Genomic DNA, 25,388 nt, shown 5'->3' on the forward strand with positions numbered 1-25,388 from the left:
TCGTGGCACGCAAGCGGCGCTTTACCACCTTCAGCCTCTCCTTCCTCGACATCATGTCCTGTGGATTTGGCGCCGTCGCGCTGGTCTTTTTGATCATTAAACACGATGTCGACAACCAGACCCGGGTCGAGAATGAAAACCTGATGGCCGAGGTCAACCTGCTCGAGGAGGACATCCGTGAGGGCGAGGCCGGCCTGGTGCGAGCCCGCAATACACTCTCGGCGCTGGATCAACAACTGGCAGACGCCTTCGGCCTGGCCACCCGTATCAACCGCGATACCGAAGCCGCCCGCGCCCGCATCGAAGATCTGCTGGCTGACCAGCCGCAGGAAGCCATAACCTCCCTGCAACAGCGCCTGCGCGACCTGCAGGCGGAAAAAGAGGAACTGGAAAAGCAGCAGCGGGACCAGGGCAACGATGTGCGCCAGTTTGTCGGCGCCGGCAACCGCCAGTACCTCACCGGCATGAAGTTGGGGGGGCGCCGCATCCTGATCCTGCTGGATGCCTCCGCCAGCATGCTGGACGAGCGCATCGTCAACATCATCCGGCGTCGCAATATGCCGGAAGAACAGCGCCGCAACGCCGCCAAATGGCAGCGCGCCATCGCCACTGTGGACTGGCTCAGCGCCCAGTTCCCACCCCTGAGCCAATACCAGATCTACACCTTTAACACCGACGTGAAGGCCGCCATCAGTGGCAGCGAAAACAACTGGCTGCGGGTCAGTGACGGGGCCGAGCTGGAGCAGGGCTTGCTCAACATTCGCCGCCTGACACCCGCCGGTGGCACCAGCCTGGAGCGGGTATTTCACGCGGTCAGCCTGATGTCGCCGCGACCGGACAATATCTACCTGATCACCGACGGCCTGCCGACCCAGGGTATGCAGCCCCCCAAGGGCAGCGTGGTCAGCAGCCCCGAGCGGGTCAAGCTGTTCAACCGCGCGCTGGACAAGTTGCCGGGAGGCATTCCGGTAAACGTCATTCTGGCGCCGATGGAGGGTGACCCCATGGCCGCTGCGGCCTTCTGGCAACTGGCCCAGAGTACCAACGGCAGCTTTATCAGCCCCTCAAAGGATTGGCCCTGATGAGAAAGCGCCGGGAGCAGGAACAATTCAACATGTCGTTTCTGGACGTGATCTGCTGCGGCTTCGGCGCCATCGTGCTGCTGTTGATGATCGCCAAAACCACGGAGCCCATCGCCATTGAACGGGCGGAGATCAACCTGGAGGGACAGCTCAAGAACCTGCAACAACAGCTTTTCAGCCTGCGCGGTGAAACCGCCGTGTTAAATCGCGACCTCGACGCCAAGCACGAGCAGCTGTCCGAGGAAAAAAAGCGCATCGCCATCCTCAAGAGCAAGCTCGAGCAGGTGCGGGCCGACTACGCCCGCATGGCGGCTGCGGCGTCCACCGAGGGCACCCGCCGCGGCGAGCTCTACCTCGCCCTGCAGACCCTGACTGAAGAAATGGAGCGCCTGCTGGGGCGCCAGCACCAGCGCCAAAACAGCGTCATCGGCGGCATTCCCGTGGACAGCGAATATATTATTTTCATCATCGACACATCCGGTAGTATGTTTAACTACAGCTGGGAGCGTATGCTGGAGGAGCTGGTGGCGACCCTGCAGATATACCCCCAGGTTAAAGGCATTCAGATCATGAACGATATGGGGGATTATATGTTCCCCAATTACCGCGGTGAGTGGATTCCGGATACCCCCGGCCGGCGTGACATCATTATCAAGCGCCTGCGCAGCTGGAACCCGTTCAGCAACAGCAGCCCGGTAGAGGGTATCCAGAAAGCCGTGCGCAGCTTTTATGACCCCGGCAAGAAGATCAGCCTTTACGTTATGGGGGATGAGTTCACCGGCCAATCCATCGAGACGGTGGTGAACACCGTTGACCGACTCAACAAGGAGCGGCGCCCGGGCGAGCGCATGGTGCGCATTCACGCGGTTGGCTTCCCGGTGCAGTTTGCCCGGCCGCCCCACCTGCAAACCACCGGCATCCGTTTTGCCGCGCTGATGCGGGAGCTAACCTATCGCAACGGCGGCACGTTTGTCGGCCTGAACGACTACCGGCCAGGAAAATAGCCGCGCCACCAGAACTTTTAACCGGTTAACTCATCGAAATATAAGAGCTGTAGTTGATAATTATAAAATAGGATATAAGAGGGGTCGGCTTCATGCCCAATACCGCTAAGACAGCCGTGCTAATGCTGCTACTCTTGCTGCAGGGCTGCACTAACGCCCTCAAGGTCGAGGGCGATTTCCCCATTCCGCTGGTCAAGCCCACTGCCCACAACATCGCCGTGTACTACGACGATACATTTCGCACCTACACCTACACCGAAGAGAGTAAAGACCGGGGCAAGTGGATCATTGAGACCGGCGACGCCCAGATAAAGCTGTTTAACCAGGTTTTATCGCAACTGTTTGGCGACCTCACCGTAATCAGCGCCCTGCCAGAGGCCGAGGCGCCACTGGCGGCGGACCTGGTGATACACCCGAAGATTATCGAGTTCCAGTATTCAGTACCGCGCGAGACCCGCTTTAAAGTCTACGAAGTGTGGCTAAAATACAACCTCAGTGCCTACAACTCCCACGGTGGCCTGGTGGCCGACTGGATTCTCACCGGTTACGGCAAAACCCCCACGGCCTTTATGCTGTCGGACGAAAAGGCCATGAATGCCGCCGCTGTGGTCGCCCTGCGAGACCTGGGTGCCAATCTGTCATTAACGACACTGCGAGTACCGGAAATCAGAGCCTGGATGGAGAACAAGAGTCGTATACTGGCGACCGTCCCCGCTTCCCCAGCCAGCGAAACCGTGGAGCCCAAACCATGAAATGCTGCCGCTTATTGATCCTCTGCGCCATACTGTTACCGGGCTGCACCAGCGTCACCATCGACGAACTGCGACACCGGCAGACCAGTGTGGAAATCGCCGAGGGAGAGTACGTGGTGCTGCTGGGCAGGCGTCAATCCAGCAATTATGAGACCGAGCCGGAACTGGTGGACTGCATCAGCAAAACCCTGGCCAGCAACAACGTCGCAGTGATACCCGAACAGCAATTTGTCGACGCCCTGTACCCCTGGTTTGAGCCCCGCACCGCGCCGATGCGGGTCAAGGATATGAACCGCCTGCTGGCCCGCAAGCAGGTCGCCCAGCGCATCGACAGCTATAAGATCCGCTATATTATCTGGGTGGATGGCAATACCGAAACCACCGGCAGCGCCGGCTCCATCGGCTGCTCCATCGGCACCGGCGGCGCCGGCTGTTTTGGCTTCGGCACCTGGGACAAGGAATCGGACTATGAAGCCACCATCTGGGACTACCGGGATTTGCAGAATCTCGGCAAAATCAGTGCCGATGCCGAAGGCACATCCTATATGCCGGCGGTGGTCATCCCCATACCCATCATTGCCAGAGTGCAGAACAACGCCTGCAAAGCCATGGCGGAACAGTTGTACAGCTTTTTCCAGCCTGTCGGCGCCAGCCAGAACAACGTGCCCGGCCTGGAATAGCCGCGTGGCAATAAACCAGCCCGGAGGAGCTCCATGAAATTGCCCACTGTCGCCGCCGTTGCCTTGGGGTTAACCCTGCTGGGCCTGGCTGGCTGTTCGGTAAACCCCGCCACCGGCACACCCAACCTGGTGTTTATGAGTGAGAGCAAGGAGATCAGCCTCGGCAAGGAGATGCACGAAAAAATCCTGCAGTCTGCCCCGGTCTACCCGGACGAGGAATTGACCGCCTACATCAATGCCATCGGCCAGAAACTGGTACAAAGCAGCCACCGGCCAGAGCTGGAGTATCACTTCACCATCATCGACAGCCCCGATATCAACGCCTTTGCCCTGCCCGGTGGGTATGTCTACATCAATCGCGGCCTGATCGGCTACCTGCAATCCGAAGCACAGCTGGCGGCGGTGCTGGCCCATGAAATCGGTCACATTACCGCCCGTCACTCGGTCAAGCAGGACACTGCCCGCAAGGGTTCCGGTGTGGCCACCATTGTTTCGGTACTGGCTACCGGCAGCACGGTGGTCGGCGATGTCGCCGATCTCTGGGGTACGGCCGCAGTCAGTGGCTACGGCCGGGAAATGGAGCTGGAAGCCGACAGCCTGGGCGCCGAGTACCTGTACCGCGCCGGCTACAACCCCAAGGCCATGATCGAAGTTATTGGTGTGCTGAAAGACCAGGAGCGTTTCAGTCGGCGCCTGGCATTGGATTCAGGCAAAAAGCCCAGCAGTTATCACGGTGTATTTGCCACCCACCCGCGCAACGACAAGCGCCTGCAGGAGGTGGTTGGCAAAGCCGGCGAGCTGTCCGCCCTGCAGTCCGGTACGGATAACCGGGAGGAGTTCCGCCGGCACACCGAGGACATGGTCTACGGCCCCAACTACCAGGCCAAAACCCTGGAGGCGGCGCAGAAAAACACCTACAGCCACAGCAAACTGGGCTTTAGCATCGACTTTCCGCTGCAGTGGCAAGCTGAGAACCAGCGCAACCAGATCGTTGCCAGCGCCCCCGACCAACACGCCCGTATGACCATTGGCATCGACCTGTTGCGCGCCCCGCTGGCGCCCAACGAATATATCCAGCAAATTCTCAAAATACCCACCCTGCAGCAATCGGAGCCATTTACCCAATTTGGTATGCCGGGGCATATGGGCCTGGTGCCAGCAACGGCAAGTGAACCCTACCCCACCCGCCTGGCCGTCATCTACCAGGGCAGCCGGGTCTATATCATCAAGGGTCTGGTGGAGGGCCCTGCGGCGCCGCCCGCCGGCGACAGCAGCGACAGCGAACCGGCTGCAGACAGCAGCGAACCGAAGACCGATGACCAGTTGTTTGTAGACAGCATCCGCACCTTTCGCCCCTCCCAAACCGAGCGCCGCAGCAGCGGTACCAACAAGACCCTGCACTATGTCAGAGCCAACGAGTTCACCACCTTTGCACAACTGGCGCAGCATTTTAACCTGGGCAAATACACCGAGGAGCAATTGCGGCTGCTGAATGGCTACTATCCGCGGGGTGAACCCCAGCCAGGGGAGTGGATCAAGGTGGTCAAGTAGGCATTGCCCCGGCATAGAGCGGCCCCCTGAGGGCGCTCTATAAAAACCTTTCCTGAAGGCGCGAACCAGCCCCACAACAGCTTCCCCCGCCGGTATCGTTCATGCATTGCCGCTGGCGTGTCGGTATCACTTGGCCATGAATGTTACAGTGGCTATTTTTAGCGTTAACTAACTCGGGAGTATAACCATGGAATATCGACGTCTGGGCAAGGCCGGATTAAAAGTGAGCGCGCTGTCACTGGGCTCATGGGTCACCTTTGGCAAACAGGTAGCTCTGCGCGACGCCAAGATTCTGTTGCGCACGGCTTACGATGGCGGCATTAATTTCTTCGATAATGCCGAGGGCTACGAGGCGGGCGAATCAGAAAAGATCATGGGTGACGCCATTGCTGCCCTGGGTCTGGCCCGGGACACTTTCAGCGTCTCGTCCAAAGTATTTTGGGGTGGCGAGCAGCCAACCCAGCTGGGGCTCAACGCCAAACACGTGCGCGAGGCCTGCGACGCCGCCCTGAAACGCTTGCGGGTCGACTACCTCGACCTGTTTTTCTGCCACCGCCCGGACATCGATACCCCCATTGAAGAAACTGTGCGCGCCATGCACAACCTGATTCAACAGGGCAAGGTTATCTACTGGGGTACTTCGGAGTGGTCAGCCCAGCAGATTACCGAAGCTCACGCGGTAGCCCAGCGCGAACATTTAACCCCGCCGAGCATGGAGCAGCCGGAGTACAACTTGCTTCACCGGCACCGAGTTGAAGCGGAATACCTGCCGCTCTACCAAAACTACGGCATGGGCACTACGATCTGGTCGCCACTGGCCTCTGGCCTGCTGACCGGGAAATACAACGACGGCGTTCCCGGCGACAGTCGTTTGGCCCTGCCCGGTTATGAGTGGTTGCGAAAAACCTGGGACAGTGACGCCGGCCAACAAAAAATCGCCAAAATCCGCAAGCTCACCGAGTTGGCAAGCCAGTTGGGCATCAGTGTCACTCACCTGTCGCTGGCCTGGTGCCTGAAAAACCCGAACGTGAGCAGCGTCATTTTGGGCGCCTCAAAATTGACCCAATTAGAAGACAACCTGCGGGCGCTGGACGCTTTGCCCCAACTGACCACAGAAGTCATGGACGCAATCGAGGATATCGTCGACAACCGTCCCCCGGCACCGCAACGCTGGGGGCAATAACCAGCAGCGCCGGGCGGCTATCCCCTTATGACAGAGTAGTTGTCGCCCGACAGCTTATTGCCCGGCAACTGTCCGGCAGCTGGCGCACCGGGCAAAAAAGCTACAGCACCACGGCCGCATCAAATCTCGCGCCGCACCAACAGGGGACGTTTTCCGCGCTCTGCCCAGGCAACGAGCTAATATGGCGCATTTATATGCAATCCCGCGGCGCACGGCTGTACTGTCAGTGCGGATGCAACACCGTGACTTTCTGGCCAGTACCGCAAGTGCATCATTTGTACGCAAAGTTACCGGCAGCCACCGGCATTTGGACTTCACCAGCGCTGTTTAAGGCCGATTCCCTGCACTTCGGTGCACCAACTTCTCGCGCCCACCGCGCAAAACACCCCCTTAGTGTGCAAGCTGCAAATAACTCGTTGCATGCCACCAGTGTGGTTCGGTTTTTGCCTTGTCACTACTGTTATGCGTTGCTGCCCTGTATTCCGCGAGCTAACAAAACCCATGTAAGCAAAGCCTGGCTACAAAAGACCCAAGTACACCAGGCCTATGTACACGAGAGCAAAGTACACAAGACCTGAGTACACAAGACCTGAGCGAGTAAAACACCCCGGCCCGGCAAACGCATTGAAAGGGAACACGATGACCACCTGTCAGCGGTATTCATCTGCCCCGTCGCTGGCTGCAGTTGGCGTTAACCCAGCTCCCCTTGTTATCTGATCGTTTACCACGCAACAGATAACGTCGTTGCTATTTTTGAGGAAACAAACATGAGTGGAAGTGAGTACCGGCATTTGGCCATCAGTGCAATTACATCTGGCGCAGCAATGGAAGTGGAAAAACCCGAACCGCTGAGCAAGATTTGGGCGACGGACGTATTCAACCTGGCCAAGATGGAAGAGTGCCTGTCCAAGAACGCCTACAAGGCGATGAAAAAGACCGCCCAGACCGGTGCGCCGCTGGACCCAGCCACGGCCGACGTCGTCGCCGCGGCCATGAAAGACTGGGCACTGTCCAAAGGGGTAAAGTTTTTCTCCCACATTTTCTACCCTATGACCAACGCCACCGCGGAAAAACACGATGGCTTTATCGTCACCAATGCCGATGGCAACGCCATTACAGAATTTACCGGCAGCCTGTTGATCAAGGGTGAGCCCGACGGCTCCTCTTTTCCCAACGGCAGCTTGCGCATGACCAATGCCGCCCGCGGCTATACAGCCTGGGATCCAACCAGCCCAGCCTACATCATGAATACCGCCAACGGCGCCACCCTGATGATACCCAGCGTGTTTATGTCCTGGACCGGCGAGGCACTGGACAAGAAAATCCCTCTGCTGCGCTCCAACGCGGCCATGAACAAGGCGGCCAAAAAAGTCCTGCAGTTGATGGGCGAAACCGAAATCGCCAGCCTCAATTCCAGTTGCGGCGCGGAACAGGAATACTTCCTGGTGGATGAGAAATTTGCCAACCTGCGCCCCGACTTGTTGCTCACCGGTCGCACCCTGTTTGGTGCACCACCGGCCAAGGGGCAACAGTTTGACGACCATTATTTCGGCGCCATCCCCGAGCGCGTCCAGGTCTTTATGCAGGACTTTGAAAACCAACTCTATAAGCTCGGCATACCGGCCAAGACCCATCACAACGAAGTGGCACCAGGCCAGTTTGAAATTGCCCCCTATTTCGAATCCGCCAATGTCGCCGCCGATCACCAGCAGCTGCTGATGACGGTGATGAAGCTAACCGCCAAGCGCCACGGCTTTATGGCCCTGCTGCATGAGAAGCCGTTCGCCGGTGTCAATGGCTCAGGCAAACACGTCAACTGGTCAGTGGGCAATTCCACTCAAGGCAATTTACTCGATCCCGGCAATACCCCCGAAGACAATTTGAAGTTCCTGCTGTTCTGCGGTGCCGTGATTCGCGGTGTCCACCTGTTTGGGCCGCTGTTGCGCGCGGTTATCGCATCCGCCTCCAACGACCACCGCCTCGGCGCCAACGAAGCACCGCCGGCTATCCTGTCCGTTTATCTTGGCGACCAGCTGGAAAAGGTCTTTATGGACATCAAGGCGGGCAATCTTACCGCCACCGAATGTGGCGGCAATATGGATCTCGGCCTGGCTGAAATCCTGCCCTTCAAACGCGACCCGGGGGATCGCAACCGCACCTCGCCGTTTGCCTTTACCGGCAACCGCTTCGAATTCCGGGCCGTGGGCTCGTCCCAATCGGTGTCCGGCCCGCTGGTGGCTATGAACACCATGCTGGCCGACTCGCTCAACTGGGTCGCCGGGAAACTGGAGCTGGCCCTGGGTGAGGGCCTGAGCCTGACTGAAGCCGTGTTGGCCGTGTTAAAGGAACTGATGGACCAGCACAGCAATGTTATTTTCGGCGGTGACGGCTACTCCGAAGCCTGGCACAAGATGGCGGTTGAAGAGCGCGGCCTGAAAAACCTGCCCACCTCCGCCGACGCCTTGCCAGCGTTCCTCGACCCGGCGATCATTGAACTGTTTTCCAGTACCGGAGTGCTGACACCGGTTGAATTGGAGAGCCGCTACGAAGTCTATTCCGAGCAGTATATTCTCTCCATAGAGGTCGAAGCCAAGCTGGTCATCGATATGGCGACAACCCTGGTTTACCCGGCGGCAATGAGCTATTTGGAACAATTGACCAACACCCTGGCAACGTCCGCTGAGCTCGGCATTAGCCTGGACGCCAGCCTGGCGAAAAAGGTCGCAGCCCAGGCAGATGGACTGCTGGCCACCGTAGACAAGTTGGCGCTGTCGATCGGCCAGCACGACTTCCCCAGCGTCGAAGCGCACATGAAGTATTGCGCCAGTGAGATTCGCGCACTGATGGATACCGCCCGCAGTTACGCCGACACCCTGGAGACCCTGGTCCCCAACGCCCTTTGGCCGCTGCCCAAATACGCCGAGATGATGTTTATCAAATAGACTCACTCGCTCCGCAATGCCTCTTCGGCCGCAATTTATTGCGGCCTTTTTTATCCCAAATGGCGGGTTAGCCCAAGGCGCAGCGGTGACTGCTTTGGCACAGGCCTGTGATCGATCTATGCTTGCGATAAACCTATGCCCTGCTCTCCACCTGTTCGGGCTGCGCGTTTTTATCCCGGGGTCGCTGCGCCTCGACCTCCGCAGTCTCCGTCTCGTCCTGCAACGCCAGGGCGATAATGATGGCACCCTCCCCTGGCTTTAATTCTGCATCGATAGTAAACGGGGTAGCCAGCCCTTTGGCATCAATAAGGAACAGGGGCAGGCGGTTGCCTGAGTATTTTTTCCGGTAGGTAGCCCAATCAAATTCCCGGGTCAGGGGCGTACTCTTGATGGGCATGCCTTTGGACACCATGCTGATTAAATCGACGTAGGTTATGTCCTCGGAGAACAATTTCCGGCCCTGGTAACTGCTCGATGACTTGTGTTTCTCCGATTGGTTCTTGTCGGCATATGTCACCAGGCTGTAGATCTTGTCAGCGCCAAAATCGGCACTATAGTGCACCGTGGAAATGACATTGAGGTAGCGCTGTCGCGACAGTGCCAACAGGCCCCTGATACCCGCCAAATCCAGGTGCAGGTCGGCGTGGTCAGAAACCGGGTTGCCGTAATAGGTTTCCAGCCCGGCCATGCGCGCCTGGCGCACACTCTCCCAGCTGGAGTCGGCGAGCACGCAACGCAAGTCGTGCTCCTTCAGCTCCTTCGCCAGGGCGATGGAGAAGGCATTGGCGCCGACGATCAAATAGCCCCGCGGAGAAGGCTCCGCCACTCCCAACCACGTCGCCAGCAGGCGCGCCGTGCTGCTCTGCAACACCACCGTACCGATAATCATGGAAAAGGTCAGCGGTACCAGCAAGGCCGCGTCCTGATAGCCGGCAGCCACCAGTTTATCGGCAAAAATAGCGGATATGGCCGCGGCTACAATTCCCCGCGGCGCAATCCAGGCCAACAAACCGCGCTCCGGCCAACTCACATCGAGGCCAATGGTACTCACCCAGATCTTGGCCGGACGGGCGACAAACTGCAGCACCAACAGCAACAGAAAAGCTTGCCAGCCCACCTGCGCCAACTGTTGCAAATCGATCCGCGCCGCCAACAGAATAAACAGCACCGAGATCAACAGTAAACTCAGGTGCTCCTTGAAGTTGAGAATCGGGTGAATATCCACTTCGCGCCGGTTGGCCAGCCACATACCCATCACGGTGACTGTGATCAACCCGGACTCGTGCTGGATGGCGTTGGAAATGCTGAACGCCCCCAACACCAGGCTGAGGGTGGCCAGGTTCTGCAGGTACTCGGGAATCCAGTTCTTGGCCAGCAAACGACCGAGCACATAACCCGCCAGAATGCCGCTCACCCCGCCGGTAAACACGGTCTGGAAAAACACCAGCAACACGTGCCTGATGGCCTGCTGTTCAACACTGGCGAGAATAAACTCGTAGGTTAGTACCGCCATCAACGCACCGATGGGGTCGATGGCGATGCCCTCCCAGCGCAGGATATTGGCCACCTTGCGAGTCGGCCGCACCGAGCGCAACATGGGCACAATCACTGTCGGTCCGGTGACGATCACCACCGCTCCGAACAGCGCGCTCACCTGCCAGGAAAAATCCAGGATTAGCCGCGTCGCCACTGCCACGATAACCCAGGTGACCAGCGCACCCACGGAGATCATGCGCTGCACCACCTTGTTCACGCCCTTGATTTCCTGCAGGTTCAGCGTCAGGCTGCCCTCAAACAGGATAATGGCCACCGACAGCGACACCATTGGCAAAAGCAGGTCGCCCAGCAACAAATCGGGTTGCAACCAGCCGGAGATCGGCCCCGCTACCAGGCCGACCAGCAACAGGAACAGAATCGCGGGCAGGCGCACCCGCCAGGCCACCCACTGGCACAACATGGCCAGCAATAATACGAAGGCAACGACCAACTCTACATGGGGCATAATTTATTCTGGCGTGGAAGATATGCCACCATTATGGCCTGTCGGTTAGCGAAAGCCAGTCCGGCGCCGGCTTTTTCACACAGCGAACAGTGCCAGGCCATAGACGAGCTGTGGCCCCACGAGCAATCGCCCCGCGTCTCTTAAACATGCAAGCGCCTGGCGATGGTGAGAATCGCCGCTACGCTGATGGCATCGGTAATTTCCCCGCGCTCTACCATCGCCACCGCCGTAGTAAACGCAACCCGCTTGACGGTGATATCCTCGGTGGCTTCCGGACTGGCTTGGGCCTGGGTCAGGCCGGTCGCCAGGTATACCAGCGCCTCTTCGTCACAAACCGAATTGGACAGGTGCAGGTGCAGTATTTGTTGCCATTGGTCCGCCAACAGCCCGGTTTCCTCCTGCAACTCCCGTTGTGCCGCGGCCAGCGGTTGCTCCTGCAGCGGTGCTCCACCCTCGGGAATCTCCCAGCTGTAGCAGCCGAGCGCATAGCGTGTCTGGCCGACCAGCCACAAATGTTGTTCCTCATCCAGCGCGATCACGCCGATGGCCCTGCTTTTGAAGTGCACCACGCCGTAAATTCCGTCGGTATCGGCCGGGGTTTTTACTTCATCATGACTAACCCTGATCCAGGGATTTTCATACACAGTTTCTCGCGACAGCCGCTGCCAGGGGCCGACACTCTCAGCCTGGTCGGTAATCTTTGCCATTTTCACCTGCTCATCGTGATCAGTTTGGAATCGAGGCACTATCATAACCTTTCCGGGGTGACAGCCCCAGCCGGGTGCTAACTGTGTTAACCTGTCGCAAACCCTTGCAGCACATTTACAGAAACGTTTACAGCGACATTTACGGAGACAAGGCTCTCCATTTAACAGCAAAAATACTCCGGCCATGAACCTGACCCGATGGTACCAGCTCGACACCCCGCTTGACCCCGACGCGGTGCAGCCCCGTTGCCAGGCACTACAAATTTCACTGAGCCATTGCGCTGATAACACCTGCAGCATCGAGCTGTATGACAGCTTTGACTGGTTGTTGTGGCAAAAAAACTTTTTACTGCTGCGCCTGAATGACCAGGTCAACCTGGTCCAGGTGCCAAAGACACGGCTTGTCTATAGCGAAGCTGTCAACTGGCCCAAGGGCGACATTGGCGCTGCCGATCTGCCCGCCGGGCTGGGCGCGGAGATTGCGTCCCTGATCCGGCCGCGGGTGGTGTTTGCCCGCCTTCGGGTTGACTGGGCAACGTCGACATTTGCCGTTCGCGACGATGAAGACAAATTGATCGGCCACCTGCTCAGCCACCACTTTTCCTGCGCTGGCAACCAGCCGGACAATAGCCCCCTGGCACCAGTATACGGGGTTGAGCCGCAGCCTCTGAAAGGTTATAGCACGCCAATAAAACGGCTGCGCAAGGCCCTGCAACCCGCAAAGGGCCACAGCGGCGACAGCGTAAAACTGGTGCTCGCGCCCTGGGTTGAGCGCCTGTTCGCCAGCGGTTATCGCAGTAAACCACAGCTGCAATTCACTGCCGCCACGCCGGTGCAGCAAGTGCTGCAGCGCTGTATCAGCGCCAACCTCGACTGCGCGCAGGCCAACATCGACGGCATCAGCCGCGATCGGGACCCGGAATTCCTGCACGATTACCGGGTCGCCCTGCGCCGCACCCGGGCGCTATTGTCGCTGCTGAAAGAGGTTTATGAGCCACAGTTCAGCCTCCAGGTGAAGCGGCAACTGGGCGAACTGGCCAGCCGCACCAACACCCTGCGCGACCTCGATGTGTGGCTGCTGGATAGCGATAGCTACCGGGCCATGCTGCCGCAGGAGCTGCAGCCGGGTTTTGAATTGCTGGCCAGGGCGCTGGCCAAACAGCGCCAGGCCAGCCTGCGACAGGTGCAAAAATTCCTCCGCGACCCGGAAACCCTGCAACAGCTGGAAAGTATCCGCCGACAATTTACAAACAATGACCCCTCGCTCCACGGCCGCAGGGCCGAGCTGTCCGGCACAGTGGTCGCCGCCAAAGCAGTGCGCAAACACCGCGGCAAAATCGCACGCCTGTGCGCACAAGCCAGCCCGGATTGCGCCGACGAACACATTCATGAAATCCGTATTGAGTGTAAAAAGCTTCGCTACCTGACCGAGCTGTTTCAGCCGATCGCCAACCAGGATGCCTGGCAAGCTTTGACCGGCCAGCTGAAGGCACTGCAGGATATGCTCGGCCGCTTTAACGACCTGGCGGTGCAGCAGCAATTTCTCAGCACAACAATCAGCGCGCTTGCCGGTGCCAAAAACCTCGACCCGCAAGCCAGCCTCGCCGCTGGCGGCCTGTTGAGCCTGTTGCACCAGCAACACCTGGCAGAGAAGCATCGGGTGTTGACAGCGCTCAAGGACTTTCACAACCAGCCAAACGACGCTGTGGTTGCCGACCTGTTCCCGGCAACAGCAACAGTGCCATAATCCTGCCGGGGTATTGCTTGAAAACAATTGCGTGTTACAGCATAAAAGGTGGCGTGGGCAAAACCGCAGCCGCGGTTAACTTTGCCCTCACCGCTGCCGAAGATGGCAATCGGGTACTGCTGATCGACCTCGACCCACAGGGGGCGTCGTCCTTTTATTTCCGGGTCAAACCCTCCAGCAAACTGAAAGCAAAGCTGTTTCTCAGCGAACAGGAAAAATTGCGCCAGAACATTCGCGCCTCGGATTACGCCAACCTCGATATCCTGCCCGCCAATTTGTCATACCGTAATTTTGACGTCATGTTCAAGCAGATGTCCCGTTCAAAACACCAGTTGCGCAAGGTGCTGAAAAGCCTGAAAAGTGATTATGACCTGCTGTTGCTGGATTGCCCGCCCAGCATTTCACTGCTGTCGGAAAACGTATTCAACGCCGCAGACCTGGTTCTGGTACCGGTCATCCCCACCACTCTCTCCGAACGTACCCTGGGGCAGCTGTGGCGGTTTTTCAAAGACAACGACTATGACACCCGTAAAATCTGTCCCTTCCTGTCCATGGTGAACTACCGAACCCGCATGCATAAGGATGTGTCAGAGCGCCTGCACAAGGACTACAAACGCGTGCTGCAAGGCTATATACCCCTGTCGGCCGAAATCGAAAAAATGGGCGCCCAGCGAGCGCCAATTTTTGCCTACGCCCGTAACCATATCGCGGCCAAGTGTTACCAAATGATGTGGAGTGAACTGAGAAACAGGATTGAAGCCCTATGACTGCACTGGAAATCGAACGTAAATTCCTGCTGGCCGAGCTGCCAACCCCGCTGAACTTGGACGACAGCGTGCCAATCCAGCAGGGATATATAGCCCTGACACCAGACAGCCGCGAGGTGCGGGTGCGGCGCAAGGGCGAGGGTTGCTATTTAACCGTGAAAGTCGGCCGCGGCCTGACTCGGCAGGAGACCGAAATAGACATTGATGAGGCGCAGTTTGCTGCCCTGTGGGCGACCACCGCAGACGCGCGCCTGGACAAGATTCGCCACCACTATCCCTGGGGTGAGCACCTGATCGAAGTCGACCAATACCAGGGGTCGCTGGCCCCGCTGCTGGTTGCCGAGGTGGAATTCGAGTCGGAGCAAGCCAGCCGCGATTTCAGGCCGCCACCCTGGTTTGGTGAGGAGATCACCGACGACCTGCGTTTTTCCAACTACAACCTCGCCACTGTCGGTCTGCCGCCCCTGTAACCCGGTTCGCTGCAACCCTGCCACCCAGGCGCACTGTACAAGCCGCTGTGCGGTCTGTTTAAACAGCTTGAGCGAACAGGGTAAAACAGCTTGAGCGGCCAGGTGAAAACAGCCTGAGATCAGAATTTTAAAACAGCTTAAGCTGCTCCAGCTTCGCCTGGACCGGGCCAAACGAGCGCCGGTGAATAGGGCTGACCCCCAGCTGCTCCAGCGCCTGCAGATGCACCGAAGTCGGGTAGCCCTTGTGACCGGCAAAGCCGTAACCCGGGTACTGCTGATCGAAGGCGACCATTTCCCGGTCGCGGGTCACCTTGGCGAGAATGGACGCGGCACTGATGGCCGCCACCCGGCTGTCACCCTTGACCACCGCTTCCGCCGGATAGTCCCAGCGCGGTATCTTGTTGCCGTCCACCCACACGTGCTGCGGCTCGACCTCCAGGCCCTGCACTGCCCGGGTCATAGCCAGCAGGCTGGCCTGGAGAATATTGAGGCGATCAATTTCCACCACGCTGGCACGCGCTACACAGAAACTTTTTGCCTTGGTGCGGATTTCTTCAAACAGGAATTCGCGCTTTTTTTCGCTGAGCTTCTTCGAATCTGCCAGCCCGGCAATGGGCTTGTCCGGATCCAGAATGACCGCTGCCGCCACCACATCACCGGCCAGCGGGCCGCGCCCGACTTCGTCGACACCCGCACCCAGCTCACCCGAATAGACACTGACAAAAGGCTGCATCAATCACTCCCTGCCAATCAATTGCAACACCGCGGCTGCGGCCTTTTCACTGGCGTCACAGCGAATATGTTCGTGTATCTCGGTAAAACGCTGTTGCAGGCGACGCACTTCCTGCGGCTGTTGCAGGTAAGCCAGGACTTCCCTGCCGAGGCGTTCGGGGGTGACGTCATCCTGCAAAATCTCGGGTACCAGGGGCTCGTCCGCCAGCAAATTGGGCAGGGCAAAGTGCCGGGTTTTCACCAGCCGTGACAGAATCCAGTAGCCCAATTTGGAAAACTTGTACGCCACCACCATCGGGCGCTTCAACAGCATGGCCTCAAGGCTGGTGGTGCCGGAGGCCATCAATACCACTTCCGCCGCCGTCATTACGGTCTGCGACTGGCCGTCGATAATTTGCAGCGGCAGTGGTGTCGGCAGCGCCGCCAGCTGCTGTTCGATTTGCACCCTGCGGGCGGCGTTAGCCGCGGGCACCACAAACTGCACATCCGGGCACTGCTGCAAGCACCAGGCCGCGGCCCGCCAAAAAACCGGACCCAGTATGTTCACCTCACCGCCGCGGCTGCCCGGCAACAATGCGACATAGCGTACCTGCGCATCCAGCCCGAGACTGGCGCGAGCAGCTTGCTGATCGGAATGCAGCGGAATCTGGTCGGCCAGCGGGTGGCCGACAAAACAGACCGGCACCTGGTGTTGCTGGTAAAAGCTGGCCTCGAACGGCAGCAGGGTCAACATCAGGTCCACCGCTCGGGCGATTTTGACGATGCGCTTTTGCCGCCACGCCCAGACCGAAGGGCTGACATAGTGCACTGTGGCAATGCCTTTGGCCCGCAGTGTCTCCTCCAGGCTGAGGGTGAAGTCCGGCGAGTCGATCCCGATAAATACGTCCGGCGGATTGCGGCTAAAATGGGTGGCCAAATGTCGGCGAATACGCAGCAATTCAAACAGGCGTTTGAGGGGTTCGATCAACCCCATCACCGCCAGGCGGTCCTGGGGGAAAAAGCTGTTAAAGCCCAGCGCCAGCATGCGCGGGCCACCGATACCTTCAAACACGGCGTCGGGATAGCGCTTTTGCAGAGCCGCCATCAGGCCGGCACCCAGCATATCGCCAGACGCCTCCCCGACGACAATACCCACACGCAAGGACATTCAGTATTTTCTCAGCGAACGATGCCACGGCTTGACGACTGCAGGGTTTCGATCAGCAGTCGAACCGGCTGGCAGTCAGCAGCGAGGGACTCAAGTTCCACCAGGGCTTCCGCCAGGGTCAGCTTGCGTCGATAGATAATCTTGTAGGCCTTGTTAATGCCAGCGATATCTTCCTTGCTAAAACCGCGCCGCCGCAGTCCCTCGGAATTTATGCTCTTGGCCTCGGCCGGGTTGCCGCTCACCATCACGTAAGCGGGCACGTCCTTGCCGATGCCGCAGCCCATACCGGTAAAGGCGTGGGCGCCGATCCGACAAAACTGATGCACCAGGGTATAACCGCTGAGAATGGCCCAGTCGTCCACGTAGACGTGGCCAGCCAGGGCGGCGTTATTGACCAGGATGCAGTGATTGCCGATGACACTGTCGTGGCCGACGTGGACATAAGCCATCAACAGATTGTCACTGCCGATACGGGTTTCACCCTGGTCCTGCACCGTGCCGCGATGGATGGTTACCCCCTCGCGGATAACATTGTTATCCCCCATAACCAGGCGGGTATCTTCACCTTTGTACTTGAGGTCGGGTGTGTCTTCGCCCACCGACGAGAACTGGAAAATATGATTGTTGCGACCAATAACCGTGGGGCCCTTGATAATCACATGGGACTCAATCCGGCAGCCGTCACCAATCTCCACCCCCGGCCCAACAATAGACCAGGGACCAACACTGACGCCCTCACCCAGGCGGGCGGCAGGATCAATAATCGCGCGGGGATCAATCAATGCGGTCACCCTCAGACTTTGCGATCGGCACAGAGAATCGTGGCCGAAGCAGCGAGCACACCATCAACCGTGGCGCGACACTCAAACTTCCAGATACCACGCTTTTCCGATACTACCCGGGACTCCAGGTCGAGACGGTCACCGGGGATAACCTGGCGTTTGAAACGCACATTATCCGCTCCGGCAAACAGGTAGATGGAACCATCCGCCGGCTTTTTGTTCAGCGTCTTAAAACCGAGAATGCCCGCCGCCTGGGCCAGGGCTTCAACAATCATTACTCCCGGAAATATGGGCGCCTGGGGAAAGTGGCCGTTGAACACATGCTCATTGATGGAGACGTTCTTGTAAGCGCGGATATAGTCACCCTCCACCAGTTCAACAACCCGATCCACCAGTAAGAATGGATAGCGATGGGGCAGGTATTCACGAATTTCGTTGGTATGCATCATTAGCTCAATCCTGAGAGTAGTGTAATTCTTGGCCTATTCTTTATCGGTGCCGGATCCTGCCTGGGTGTCAGACTTTGAGAATTTTTTTTCCAGTGCCCTTTCCAATACCCCCAGCCGGCTCGCAATGCGATCCAACTGGCCGAAGCGAATGGCGTTTCTGCGCCACTGCTTGCTGGCAGTTGCCAGCGTACCTGAGGAATAGGACCCCGGTGTATCGATCGACTGATTGATAAAGGTGACCGCGGTAATTTGCACGTTATCAACAATAGTCAAGTGGCCGGCAATACAGGCGGCACCGGCTATAATACAGTTTTTACCGATCGTCGTACTGCCGGCAATGCCGGTACAACCGGCGATGGCCGTATTCTCGCCGATCCTGACATTATGTGCGACCTGGACCTGGTTATCGATAATGACGCCGTTGCCAATGACCGTGTCGTCCAATGCGCCCCGATCTACTGTGGTGCAGGCACCAATCTCCACCCGGTCGCCGATAACCACGCCACCCAACTGGTGAATTTTCACCCAGCCAGCGGCACTGGGGGCAAAGCCAAAACCGTCGGCGCCGATGACACAACCACTGTGCAGTATCACCCCGGAACCAATTCTAACACCGTGGTAGAGCGTGACGTTAGCGTGCAGAACCGTGTCCGCCCCGATTTCGCAATCGGCTCCCACGGAACAGCCCGGGCCAATAACTACCCCGGCGCCGAGCACTGCCCCGGCTGCCACACTGGCACTGGCGCCGATACTGACACCCTCACCCAGCCTCACCGACGGGTCCACACTGGCACTGGTATGCACCCCCGGCACTGCCGCGGGTGAGGTATCCAGTACCTGGCTCAGCTTGGCGTAACAAAGATAAGGGTTGGTAGACAGCAGGCGGTTGCCGGCAAACACCTCGCGGCTGTCGGCGCGCATGATCACCGCACTGGCGCGGGTGTCCGGCAAGTACTTCTGGTAGGCGGGGTTGGCGAGAAAGCTGATATCGCCCGGCTGGGCGCTTTGCAGGGTATTGATGCCGCTGATATGGCAGTCGCCATCACCTTCCAAATCGGCTCCAATCAGTGTGGCCAATTCCTGCAGGGTCCACACACGTCGCTTGGTCATGGGACATCCATTATAAAATGCGTCAAATTAACCGTTCAGTGCGCCGCGAGTCAGCGGCACACCGACACCCGGGCGGTTGGCCCGGATCCGGGAGAGACCTTCCTTTCACTTTCGCAATACAAGCCGATCAACTCTTTCATTACTGTCGTTCGAGAGTAGCTGGCGTTCGAGAGCAGCTGTCAATCGAGAGTAACCGCCGATCAAGAATTCGGGATCGAAAAAACATGCAATCCAAGGCTCCGGGATCGCAGACTTCCGCAAGGTGAAAGCACCTGCCAATCGAGGCCAAATCGGGCCGAGGGACCGCTACTGCAGTCGCCAGTCAAAGCAGTCCTCTGGCAACTTGCACTGCGTGCTCGGCAAGCGAGTTACTTCTTGTTCAATTTCTCGGTAATTTTGGCAGTAATGTCGTAGTCAGGGGTGGCAAAGTAGGCCACGCTGGAATCCAGCACCAGGCCGATATTGCCGGCAGAGACCACGTCATTGAGCGCTTCTTTGGCCAGCTCACCCTGGTCCTGCATAATGCGCTTGACCACGCCGTTGCGCTCAGCTTTCAGCTTTTCCGCAGCCAGCTTCAGGTCCGCGCTGATGTATTCCACTTTTTTGCGGTGATCCGCGCGGCGCTCTTCTGACCAGGTCATGCCGTTGGTCTGTGCGTCCTTGTCGAGGTTGACCAGGTCGGCGCGCAGACTTTCAAACTTGGCTCGCAGGGCGGCGAAATCCGCGTCCGCGTCCAGGGCCATCAACTGCTTTTTCGCCGCTTCGGTCTGGATAATGGCAGCCTGCATATTGACCACCACCACTTTGCTCTGGGCCGCGAAGGCGCCGGCAGAAAGGGTCAGGGCCAACAACGCCAGGGTAATTTTTTTACTTATATTCACAATTAAACTCCAAATTAAAATAATAAATCAGTTTTGAACCCGGGATCAGAAAGAAGAACCCAGCGAGAACTGGAAAAACTCGGTATCGTCGTACTCATTTTCAACCAGCGGTTTGGCAATACTGAAGGTCAAGGGGCCAAAGCCACTGATCCAGGTAACACCAATCCCTGCAGATACACTCAACTTGCTGATATCGAAATCAAAACAGTTGAGCTGCTCAGGGCCGCAATTGGCATCAAAGACATTGCCCGCGTCGATAAAGAACGCCGACTGCATGGAACGCTGATCCTTGATAAAGGGCAGCGGAAACAGTATCTCGGCACTGCCTTCCACCAGAATATTACCACCAAACGGGTCGTCGTCGTTGCTCGCGGTCTGGGTCCGTAACTTTCCGGTAGTGCTATCAATAATATAGGCAAAGTCATCCAGTGAATTGACGCTGCCTGCTGTGGTCACCACATCCAGCGGTGAGGTATAAAACACCGCAGGTGTGGACAGCGGCCCCAAAGTATTGCGCTTGAAACCCCGCACCGAACCAAAACCGCCGGCGTAGAAATGCTCAAAGAACGGCAGTTCATCGGTGCCACCGTAGGCATTGGCGTAACCGAGGCTAGTGCGCAAACGCAGGGTCAGGCTGCGGGTCAGGGGGCGGAAATACTGCGCGTCGTAGGTCACTTTATAGTATTCCAGGTCACCGCCGGGCAGACTCAACTCCAGCGACAGGGACTGGGAGGAGCCGCGGGTCGCCAGTCGGCCCCGGTTCAGGGTGGACTGGCGCCAGCTGCCATTCAACGTCATGATATTGAACGAATCACCGTGTATATCGATCCAGCCATCGGGAGATGCGGTATTGTAGGCTGCGTTCGGATCGTACGGTTGACGCAGATCCAGCCCAGAATCACTGAGATCACAGGCGATAGCTGCACCACTACTGTCAAAGCAGTTCCCGAGATAATCAGCTTGGTCCACCACCCAGTTAATACCCGCCGTAGGCCGCGGTGAACCAATAATTTCCTGCACCGCAAAGCTGCCGGTCTCGATGGATATATTCGAGATTCCGATGCCGAAGGACAGCCGCTCGACCTCTGAAATCGGGTAGCCGAAGTTAACACTGCCGCCGAAGGAGTCAGTGGTGTAGCTGGAGATGTTGTACTCAGAAAAATCCCGCGCCCGGTAAAAGATGTTGAAGCCGCGGCTGACGCCGTCCGGGGTGAAGTAGGGGTCGGTATAGTTAAAGCTGTACACCGTCTGGTAGGACGAGGTACTGACGTTAAAGCCCACCGCCTTGCCGGTACCAAACCAGTTGTTCTGCTGCACATTGGCACCCAGCACGAAGCCGGTGCCCTGGGCGTAACCAAAACTGGCGCCAATACTGCCGGATGGCTGCTCTTCTACGGTGTACTCGACGTCCACCTGGTCCGAGGTACCGGGCACTTCGCGGGTGTCCACTTTGACTTCTTTAAAGTACCCCAGCCGCTCCAGTCGCACTTTGGACGACTCAATGCGGGAAGTGGAAGCAGAGCCCCCCTCCATCTGCCGCATTTCGCGGCGCAACACTTCGTCGGTGGACTTGGTGTTACCCCGGAAGTCGATACGACGCACGTAGGCGCGCTTGCCCGGGTCCATAAAGAAGGTCACTTTTACCGTGCTATCCTCCTCGTTCAATTCGGGGATGCCGCGCACTTCGGCAAAGGTATAACCCTCATTGCCAAGCCGCTGGGTGATGTAGTCGGAGGTGGTGGTCATCAACACCTGGGAGAATGTCTGCCCCTCGCGCAGGATAAACAGGCGCTTGATTTGCTCTTCCGGAATCACCGGTTCACCGGCGAGTTCCACCGCGCTGACCGTGTATACCGGGCCCTCGGTGATATTCGCGGTGATGTAGACCGTCTCCTTGTCGGGGCTCAATGACACCTGGGTGGAATCAATTTTGAACTCCAGGTAACCGCGATCCAGGTACCAGGACTCCAGTCGCTCCAGGTCACCGGTGAGCTTTTCCTTGGAATAGCGGTCATTGCTGTTCAGCCATGACAGCCAGCCAGTGGTTTTCAACTCGAACAATTCGCCCAGCTCCTTGTCGCTGAAAGCTGAATTGCCGACCACATTGATGTGCTTGATGGAGGCTACCGTGCCCTCATCCACGGTCACCTTCAATTTGACCTGGTTGCGCGGCAGGTCAATGACTTCTGTTTCAACCTTGGCGCTGTAGCGCCCCTGGGATACGTACTGGCGCTCCAGTTCACGGGTCAGGCCCTCGAGGGTGGCCTGCTTGAAGATCTGGCCCTCGGCAAGACCGTTATCGGTCATACCCTTTTTCAGGTCTTCGGTTTTGATGGCCTTGTTGCCTTCGATTTCTATCTCGCTGATGGCCGGCCGCTCCTTGATCACGATCACCAGCACATCGTCGTCACGGCCAATCTTGATGTCCGCGAAGAAGCCGGTCCGGAACAGCGACCTGGTAGCCCGCTGGATATCCAGGGTATCGATCGTTTCACCCACCTGAACTGGCAGTGCGGCAAATACGGTGCCGGCAGAAACACGCTGCAAGCCCTCCAGCCGAATATCCGCGACCCGGAACTGGGCGGCGAAAACGGTAACTGGCAGTAACAAGAGAGCAACAAAGAGGTAGCGACAACGCTTCATATATCAGGTTCTAAGGTTATTTTAAAACTAAACTATTGCTTTGATAGCGAGCCATCAAAGCCTGCAGAATTCATCACTTGCAATGGGAATGTCAGGTTTCAGTGCACCGTCTTCACCCGGTATTGCTACAGCGCCAAAGGGGCATTACACCACCCCTGCGGAGCAGTACAGCATCAAAGTCGCATGACATCGTTGTAGAGCGCCAGGATCATCAGCCCTGCAACGAGCACCAATCCAATTTGATAGCCGGCCGCCTGTATTTTTTCCGAAACCGGGCTCCCCTTAACCACTTCAATAAAGTAGTAGAACAGGTGACCCCCATCCAGCACCGGAATTGGCAATAAATTAAACACCCCCAAACTGATACTCAGCAAAGCCAGAAAGCCAATATAATAATTGGCGCCAGCTTTAGCGGAAGCGCCCGCCACTTTAGCAATGGTGATGGGCCCGCTCAAGTTTTTCGTGGAAATTTCACCGAGAATCAGCTTCTTGACTGACAGCAACACAAACCCCGATGTATCCCAGGTCTTGTGCACGGCTTTGACAAAGCCCGCCGAGATGGAATATTCCTGTTGGCGCAACATTTCCCGGGGCCACTCCGGGCGCACCGGCATAATCCCTATCTGCCCCACCTGGGCACCGGTTTCCGTGGTCACGGCGCGGGTGGTCAGGGGCACCGTATAGATTTCCCGCCGACGCTCATATTCCACCATAATTCGCTGGCCGGGCCGAGCCTGGACGATCTTCACCAGCTCGGCCCAATCGCCGATCAACTCGCCATCGATAGCGACAATGCGATCGCCAGCGGCAAGGCCCGCTTGCCCGGCCGGGCTGTCGTCCATTACCTCGGCAATAATCGCTTCAAAGGTCGGCCGCCAGAGGCTGATGCCGAGGCCCGCCACCGGGTCAGGTTCCTCGACCCCCTGCAACCATTTATCCAGCTGCGCTTCCGATTCATATTGCAGGTTGGAATTGGCGTATTTGACCGTAAAGGAGATGGTTCCGGACTCCCCCAGTCGTTTCAGTAACTGCCGGTTCAGGTCCTGCCAGGTCGCCACCGCTTGGCCATCAACCGCGATAATCTCCTGGTTGGCCTCGAGACCGGCCTGGAAAGCCAGCGAGCCCGGCTCCACCTTGCCGATCACCGGGGCTATATCCGTGGTACCCGGAAGCAGCATGATCCAGAACAGCAGGACGGCGAGAATAAGGTTTGCCACCGGCCCGGCAGCCACTATGGCGATGCGCTGCCAGACATTTTTGCGATTGAAGGCGCGATCCAGCTCCTCGGCCGCCACCTCGCCCTCGCGCTCATCCAGCATTTTGACGTAGCCGCCAAGGGGGATGCCGGCCACACAGTATTGAGTACCGGATTTGTCATACCAGCTATAGAGTGGTTTGCCAAAGCCAATCGAAAAGCGCAACACCTTGACGCCGCATTTGCGCGCCACGTAAAAATGCCCGAACTCGTGAAACGTGACCAGTACACCCAAGGCCACCAAAAACCAAATAATGGTCAACACACTATCCAAACTGCTCTACCTCTGGTTACTCTTGGATCCAGCGTGAAAATCCCGCCGCATTGGTACTACTACGCTCTCCGCCCTGGCGCGGGCCTCTCGATCCGCATCTTTGACCGTATTCAGGTCTGCAGGTTCGATATTGTCGGTCTTATCCAGCACTTTCTCTATCACTACCGGAATATCGGTAAATCGGATCTGCTGTTGCAGGAATGCTTCAACCGCCACCTCATTGGCGGCGTTCAGGCTCGCCGGCATGATGCCGCCGGCGTTGGCCGCCGCCACCGACAACTGCAGTGCGGGAAAACGCTGGTAATCCGGCGCTTCAAAGTCGAGCCGGGCGACCGCCATAAAATCGAGACTGGCCACGCCTGACTCAATGCGCTCGGGCCAGGCCAGGGCGTGGGCTATCGGTGTGCGCATATCCGGGTTGCCCATTTGCGCCAACACCGAGCCATCCACATACTCCACCATCGAGTGCACTACGCTCTGGGGGTGCACCACGATCTCAATCTGCTCGGGGCTGACACCAAACAACCAGCAGGCTTCGATAAATTCCAGCCCCTTGTTCATCATGGTGGCCGAATCCACCGAAATCTTGCGCCCCATCGACCAATTGGGGTGGGCACAGGCCTGGTCGGGAGTCATCCCGGACAGCTGTGCCAGAGGTGTTTGCCGAAACGGGCCGCCGGAACCGGTCAGCAGGATTTTACGGATGCCGGAATGCTGCAACCCCCGATAGTCGGCGGGCAGGCACTGGAATATCGCATTGTGCTCACTGTCGATCGGCAAGAGGGTGGCCTGATGCTCCCTGACTGCCTGCATAAACAGGCCACCGGCCATCACCAGTGATTCCTTGTTGGCCAGCAGCACCTGCTTGCCGGCCCGCACCGCCGCCAGGGTGGGCTCGAGCCCGGCGGCACCCACTATGGCCGCCATGACTGTATCCACCTCGGCCGCGGCTGCCACGTCCACCAGTCCGGCGGCGCCGGCCAGCACTTCAGTGGCGGAACCGGCCTGCCGCAACATAAGCGCCAATTGCGCGGCCTCTTCCTGCTGGCGTAACACCGCATAGCGCGGCTGGTGACTCAGGCACTGTTGATACAGATCGGTGACGGAATTGTTGGCGGTCAAGGCATAGACCTGATAGCGCTCCGGGTGACGCGCCAGTACGTCCAGCGTACTGACACCGATAGAGCCGGTGGAACCCAGAACAGTTACCCGTCGTTTCATGAATACA

21 protein-coding genes are annotated in these 25,388 nt (G+C 58.0%); 10 read left to right on the top strand and 11 right to left on the bottom strand.

The features are described from left to right. Positions 1-2: 2 nt before the first annotated feature. From G8764_RS10365 to G8764_RS10395, 7 genes are all read left to right on the top strand, one after another. A complete protein-coding gene (locus tag G8764_RS10365; RefSeq protein ID WP_166164566.1) occupies positions 3-1,082 on the top strand; it encodes a vWA domain-containing protein in 1,080 nt (359 codons plus the stop codon). After that, positions 1,082-2,086, top strand: coding sequence for a vWA domain-containing protein (locus G8764_RS10370; protein ID WP_166164567.1), 1,005 nt, complete (start codon positions 1,082-1,084; stop codon positions 2,084-2,086). The genes G8764_RS10365 and G8764_RS10370 overlap by 1 nt, the downstream gene beginning before the upstream one ends. A 92-nt stretch (positions 2,087-2,178) precedes the next feature. Then, a complete protein-coding gene (locus G8764_RS10375; RefSeq protein ID WP_166164568.1) occupies positions 2,179-2,838 on the top strand; it encodes a hypothetical protein in 660 nt (219 codons plus the stop codon). Further along, positions 2,835-3,518, top strand: a complete 684-nt coding sequence (locus G8764_RS10380) for a hypothetical protein (RefSeq protein ID WP_166164569.1) — start codon at positions 2,835-2,837, stop codon at positions 3,516-3,518. The genes G8764_RS10375 and G8764_RS10380 overlap by 4 nt, the downstream gene beginning before the upstream one ends. Before the next feature lie 33 nt (positions 3,519-3,551). After that, the gene (locus G8764_RS10385) at positions 3,552-5,069 is read left to right on the top strand and encodes a M48 family metalloprotease (protein WP_166164570.1); all 1,518 of its coding nucleotides are present in this window, start codon (positions 3,552-3,554) and stop codon (positions 5,067-5,069) included. A 187-nt stretch (positions 5,070-5,256) separates the two neighbouring features. After that, positions 5,257-6,252, top strand: coding sequence for a potassium channel beta subunit family protein (locus G8764_RS10390; protein ID WP_166164571.1), 996 nt, complete (start codon positions 5,257-5,259; stop codon positions 6,250-6,252). A gap of 767 nt (positions 6,253-7,019) precedes the next feature. Beyond that, complete coding sequence (locus tag G8764_RS10395; RefSeq protein ID WP_166164572.1) at positions 7,020-9,194, top strand: glutamine synthetase III family protein; 2,175 nt, start codon at positions 7,020-7,022, stop codon at positions 9,192-9,194. Between the two features lie 133 nt (positions 9,195-9,327). On the opposite strand, the gene G8764_RS10400 is transcribed toward G8764_RS10395, so the two are convergent. Both G8764_RS10400 and G8764_RS10405 read right to left on the bottom strand, forming a co-directional pair. Further along, positions 9,328-11,196 carry a cation:proton antiporter gene (locus G8764_RS10400; RefSeq protein ID WP_166164573.1) on the bottom strand — a complete coding sequence of 623 codons (1,869 nt, stop codon included), beginning with the start codon at positions 11,194-11,196 and terminating at the stop codon, positions 9,328-9,330. 140 nt (positions 11,197-11,336) lie between these two features. After that, positions 11,337-11,948: an NUDIX domain-containing protein gene (locus G8764_RS10405; protein WP_341806360.1), complete on the bottom strand. Its 612-nt coding sequence runs from the start codon at positions 11,946-11,948 to the stop codon at positions 11,337-11,339. A gap of 139 nt (positions 11,949-12,087) precedes the next feature. Between G8764_RS10405 and G8764_RS10410 the strand changes: the two genes are divergently transcribed. From G8764_RS10410 to G8764_RS10420, 3 genes are read left to right on the top strand one after another with little or no spacing between them, the layout of a single operon-like run. Further along, positions 12,088-13,650: a CHAD domain-containing protein gene (locus G8764_RS10410; protein ID WP_166164574.1), complete on the top strand. Its 1,563-nt coding sequence runs from the start codon at positions 12,088-12,090 to the stop codon at positions 13,648-13,650. A 17-nt stretch (positions 13,651-13,667) separates the two neighbouring features. After that, the gene (locus tag G8764_RS10415; RefSeq protein ID WP_166164575.1) at positions 13,668-14,417 is read left to right on the top strand and encodes a ParA family protein; all 750 of its coding nucleotides are present in this window, start codon (positions 13,668-13,670) and stop codon (positions 14,415-14,417) included. Next, a complete protein-coding gene (locus G8764_RS10420) occupies positions 14,414-14,887 on the top strand; it encodes a CYTH domain-containing protein (RefSeq protein ID WP_166164576.1) in 474 nt (157 codons plus the stop codon). Before G8764_RS10415 ends, G8764_RS10420 begins: the two co-directional genes overlap by 4 nt. A 127-nt stretch (positions 14,888-15,014) precedes the next feature. Here the strand turns inward: G8764_RS10420 and rnhB are convergent, their stop codons facing one another. The 9 genes from rnhB to ispC form a co-directional block, all read right to left on the bottom strand. After that, a complete protein-coding gene (rnhB, locus tag G8764_RS10425; RefSeq protein ID WP_166164577.1) occupies positions 15,015-15,620 on the bottom strand; it encodes a ribonuclease HII in 606 nt (201 codons plus the stop codon). 3 nt (positions 15,621-15,623) lie between these two features. Beyond that, entirely contained in the window at positions 15,624-16,766 is a 1,143-nt protein-coding gene (lpxB, locus tag G8764_RS10430; protein ID WP_166164578.1) for a lipid-A-disaccharide synthase, read from the bottom strand. Positions 16,767-16,777: 11 nt separating this feature from the next. After that, positions 16,778-17,548 (bottom strand): acyl-ACP--UDP-N-acetylglucosamine O-acyltransferase, encoded by a 771-nt coding sequence (lpxA, locus tag G8764_RS10435; RefSeq protein WP_166164579.1) that lies wholly within the window; start codon positions 17,546-17,548, stop codon positions 16,778-16,780. An 11-nt stretch (positions 17,549-17,559) separates the two neighbouring features. After that, positions 17,560-17,997 carry a 3-hydroxyacyl-ACP dehydratase FabZ gene (gene fabZ, locus G8764_RS10440; RefSeq protein ID WP_166164580.1) on the bottom strand — a complete coding sequence of 146 codons (438 nt, stop codon included), beginning with the start codon at positions 17,995-17,997 and terminating at the stop codon, positions 17,560-17,562. Positions 17,998-18,030: 33 nt separating this feature from the next. Beyond that, a complete protein-coding gene (gene lpxD / locus G8764_RS10445; RefSeq protein ID WP_166164581.1) occupies positions 18,031-19,107 on the bottom strand; it encodes a UDP-3-O-(3-hydroxymyristoyl)glucosamine N-acyltransferase in 1,077 nt (358 codons plus the stop codon). 368 nt (positions 19,108-19,475) lie between these two features. Next, positions 19,476-19,988 (bottom strand): OmpH/Skp family outer membrane protein, encoded by a 513-nt coding sequence (locus tag G8764_RS10450; RefSeq protein WP_341806362.1) that lies wholly within the window; start codon positions 19,986-19,988, stop codon positions 19,476-19,478. Positions 19,989-20,033: 45 nt separating this feature from the next. Next, complete coding sequence (gene bamA, locus G8764_RS10455) at positions 20,034-22,631, bottom strand: outer membrane protein assembly factor BamA (RefSeq protein ID WP_166164582.1); 2,598 nt, start codon at positions 22,629-22,631, stop codon at positions 20,034-20,036. A gap of 173 nt (positions 22,632-22,804) precedes the next feature. Further along, entirely contained in the window at positions 22,805-24,151 is a 1,347-nt protein-coding gene (gene rseP, locus G8764_RS10460) for an RIP metalloprotease RseP (protein WP_341806363.1), read from the bottom strand. A 15-nt stretch (positions 24,152-24,166) separates the two neighbouring features. Continuing rightward, a complete protein-coding gene (gene ispC, locus G8764_RS10465) occupies positions 24,167-25,381 on the bottom strand; it encodes a 1-deoxy-D-xylulose-5-phosphate reductoisomerase (RefSeq protein WP_166164584.1) in 1,215 nt (404 codons plus the stop codon). Positions 25,382-25,388 lie beyond the last annotated feature (7 nt).

Origin of the sequence: Pseudomaricurvus alcaniphilus (assembly GCF_011440395.1) — a bacterium.
Taxonomy (GTDB): Bacteria; Pseudomonadota; Gammaproteobacteria; order Pseudomonadales; family Cellvibrionaceae; genus Pseudomaricurvus; species Pseudomaricurvus alcaniphilus.

What these genes read in the sequence shown, in the direction of transcription:
- G8764_RS10420 (WP_166164576.1), top strand. Translation starts at nt 14,414, where the DNA reads ATGACTGCACTGGAAATCGAACGTAAATTCCTGCTGGCCGAGCTGCCA.
- G8764_RS10380 (WP_166164569.1), top strand. Translation starts at nt 2,835, where the DNA reads ATGAAATGCTGCCGCTTATTGATCCTCTGCGCCATACTGTTACCGGGC.
- bamA (WP_166164582.1), bottom strand. Translation starts at nt 22,631, where the DNA reads ATGAAGCGTTGTCGCTACCTCTTTGTTGCTCTCTTGTTACTGCCAGTT.
- ispC (WP_166164584.1), bottom strand. Translation starts at nt 25,381, where the DNA reads ATGAAACGACGGGTAACTGTTCTGGGTTCCACCGGCTCTATCGGTGTC.
- rnhB (WP_166164577.1), bottom strand. Translation starts at nt 15,620, where the DNA reads ATGCAGCCTTTTGTCAGTGTCTATTCGGGTGAGCTGGGTGCGGGTGTC.
- G8764_RS10390 (WP_166164571.1), top strand. Translation starts at nt 5,257, where the DNA reads ATGGAATATCGACGTCTGGGCAAGGCCGGATTAAAAGTGAGCGCGCTG.
- G8764_RS10410 (WP_166164574.1), top strand. Translation starts at nt 12,088, where the DNA reads ATGAACCTGACCCGATGGTACCAGCTCGACACCCCGCTTGACCCCGAC.
- G8764_RS10375 (WP_166164568.1), top strand. Translation starts at nt 2,179, where the DNA reads ATGCCCAATACCGCTAAGACAGCCGTGCTAATGCTGCTACTCTTGCTG.
- G8764_RS10370 (WP_166164567.1), top strand. Translation starts at nt 1,082, where the DNA reads ATGAGAAAGCGCCGGGAGCAGGAACAATTCAACATGTCGTTTCTGGAC.
- G8764_RS10385 (WP_166164570.1), top strand. Translation starts at nt 3,552, where the DNA reads ATGAAATTGCCCACTGTCGCCGCCGTTGCCTTGGGGTTAACCCTGCTG.
- lpxB (WP_166164578.1), bottom strand. Translation starts at nt 16,766, where the DNA reads ATGTCCTTGCGTGTGGGTATTGTCGTCGGGGAGGCGTCTGGCGATATG.
- G8764_RS10400 (WP_166164573.1), bottom strand. Translation starts at nt 11,196, where the DNA reads ATGCCCCATGTAGAGTTGGTCGTTGCCTTCGTATTATTGCTGGCCATG.
- G8764_RS10405 (WP_341806360.1), bottom strand. Translation starts at nt 11,948, where the DNA reads ATGATAGTGCCTCGATTCCAAACTGATCACGATGAGCAGGTGAAAATG.
- G8764_RS10395 (WP_166164572.1), top strand. Translation starts at nt 7,020, where the DNA reads ATGAGTGGAAGTGAGTACCGGCATTTGGCCATCAGTGCAATTACATCT.
- fabZ (WP_166164580.1), bottom strand. Translation starts at nt 17,997, where the DNA reads ATGATGCATACCAACGAAATTCGTGAATACCTGCCCCATCGCTATCCA.
- lpxD (WP_166164581.1), bottom strand. Translation starts at nt 19,107, where the DNA reads ATGACCAAGCGACGTGTGTGGACCCTGCAGGAATTGGCCACACTGATT.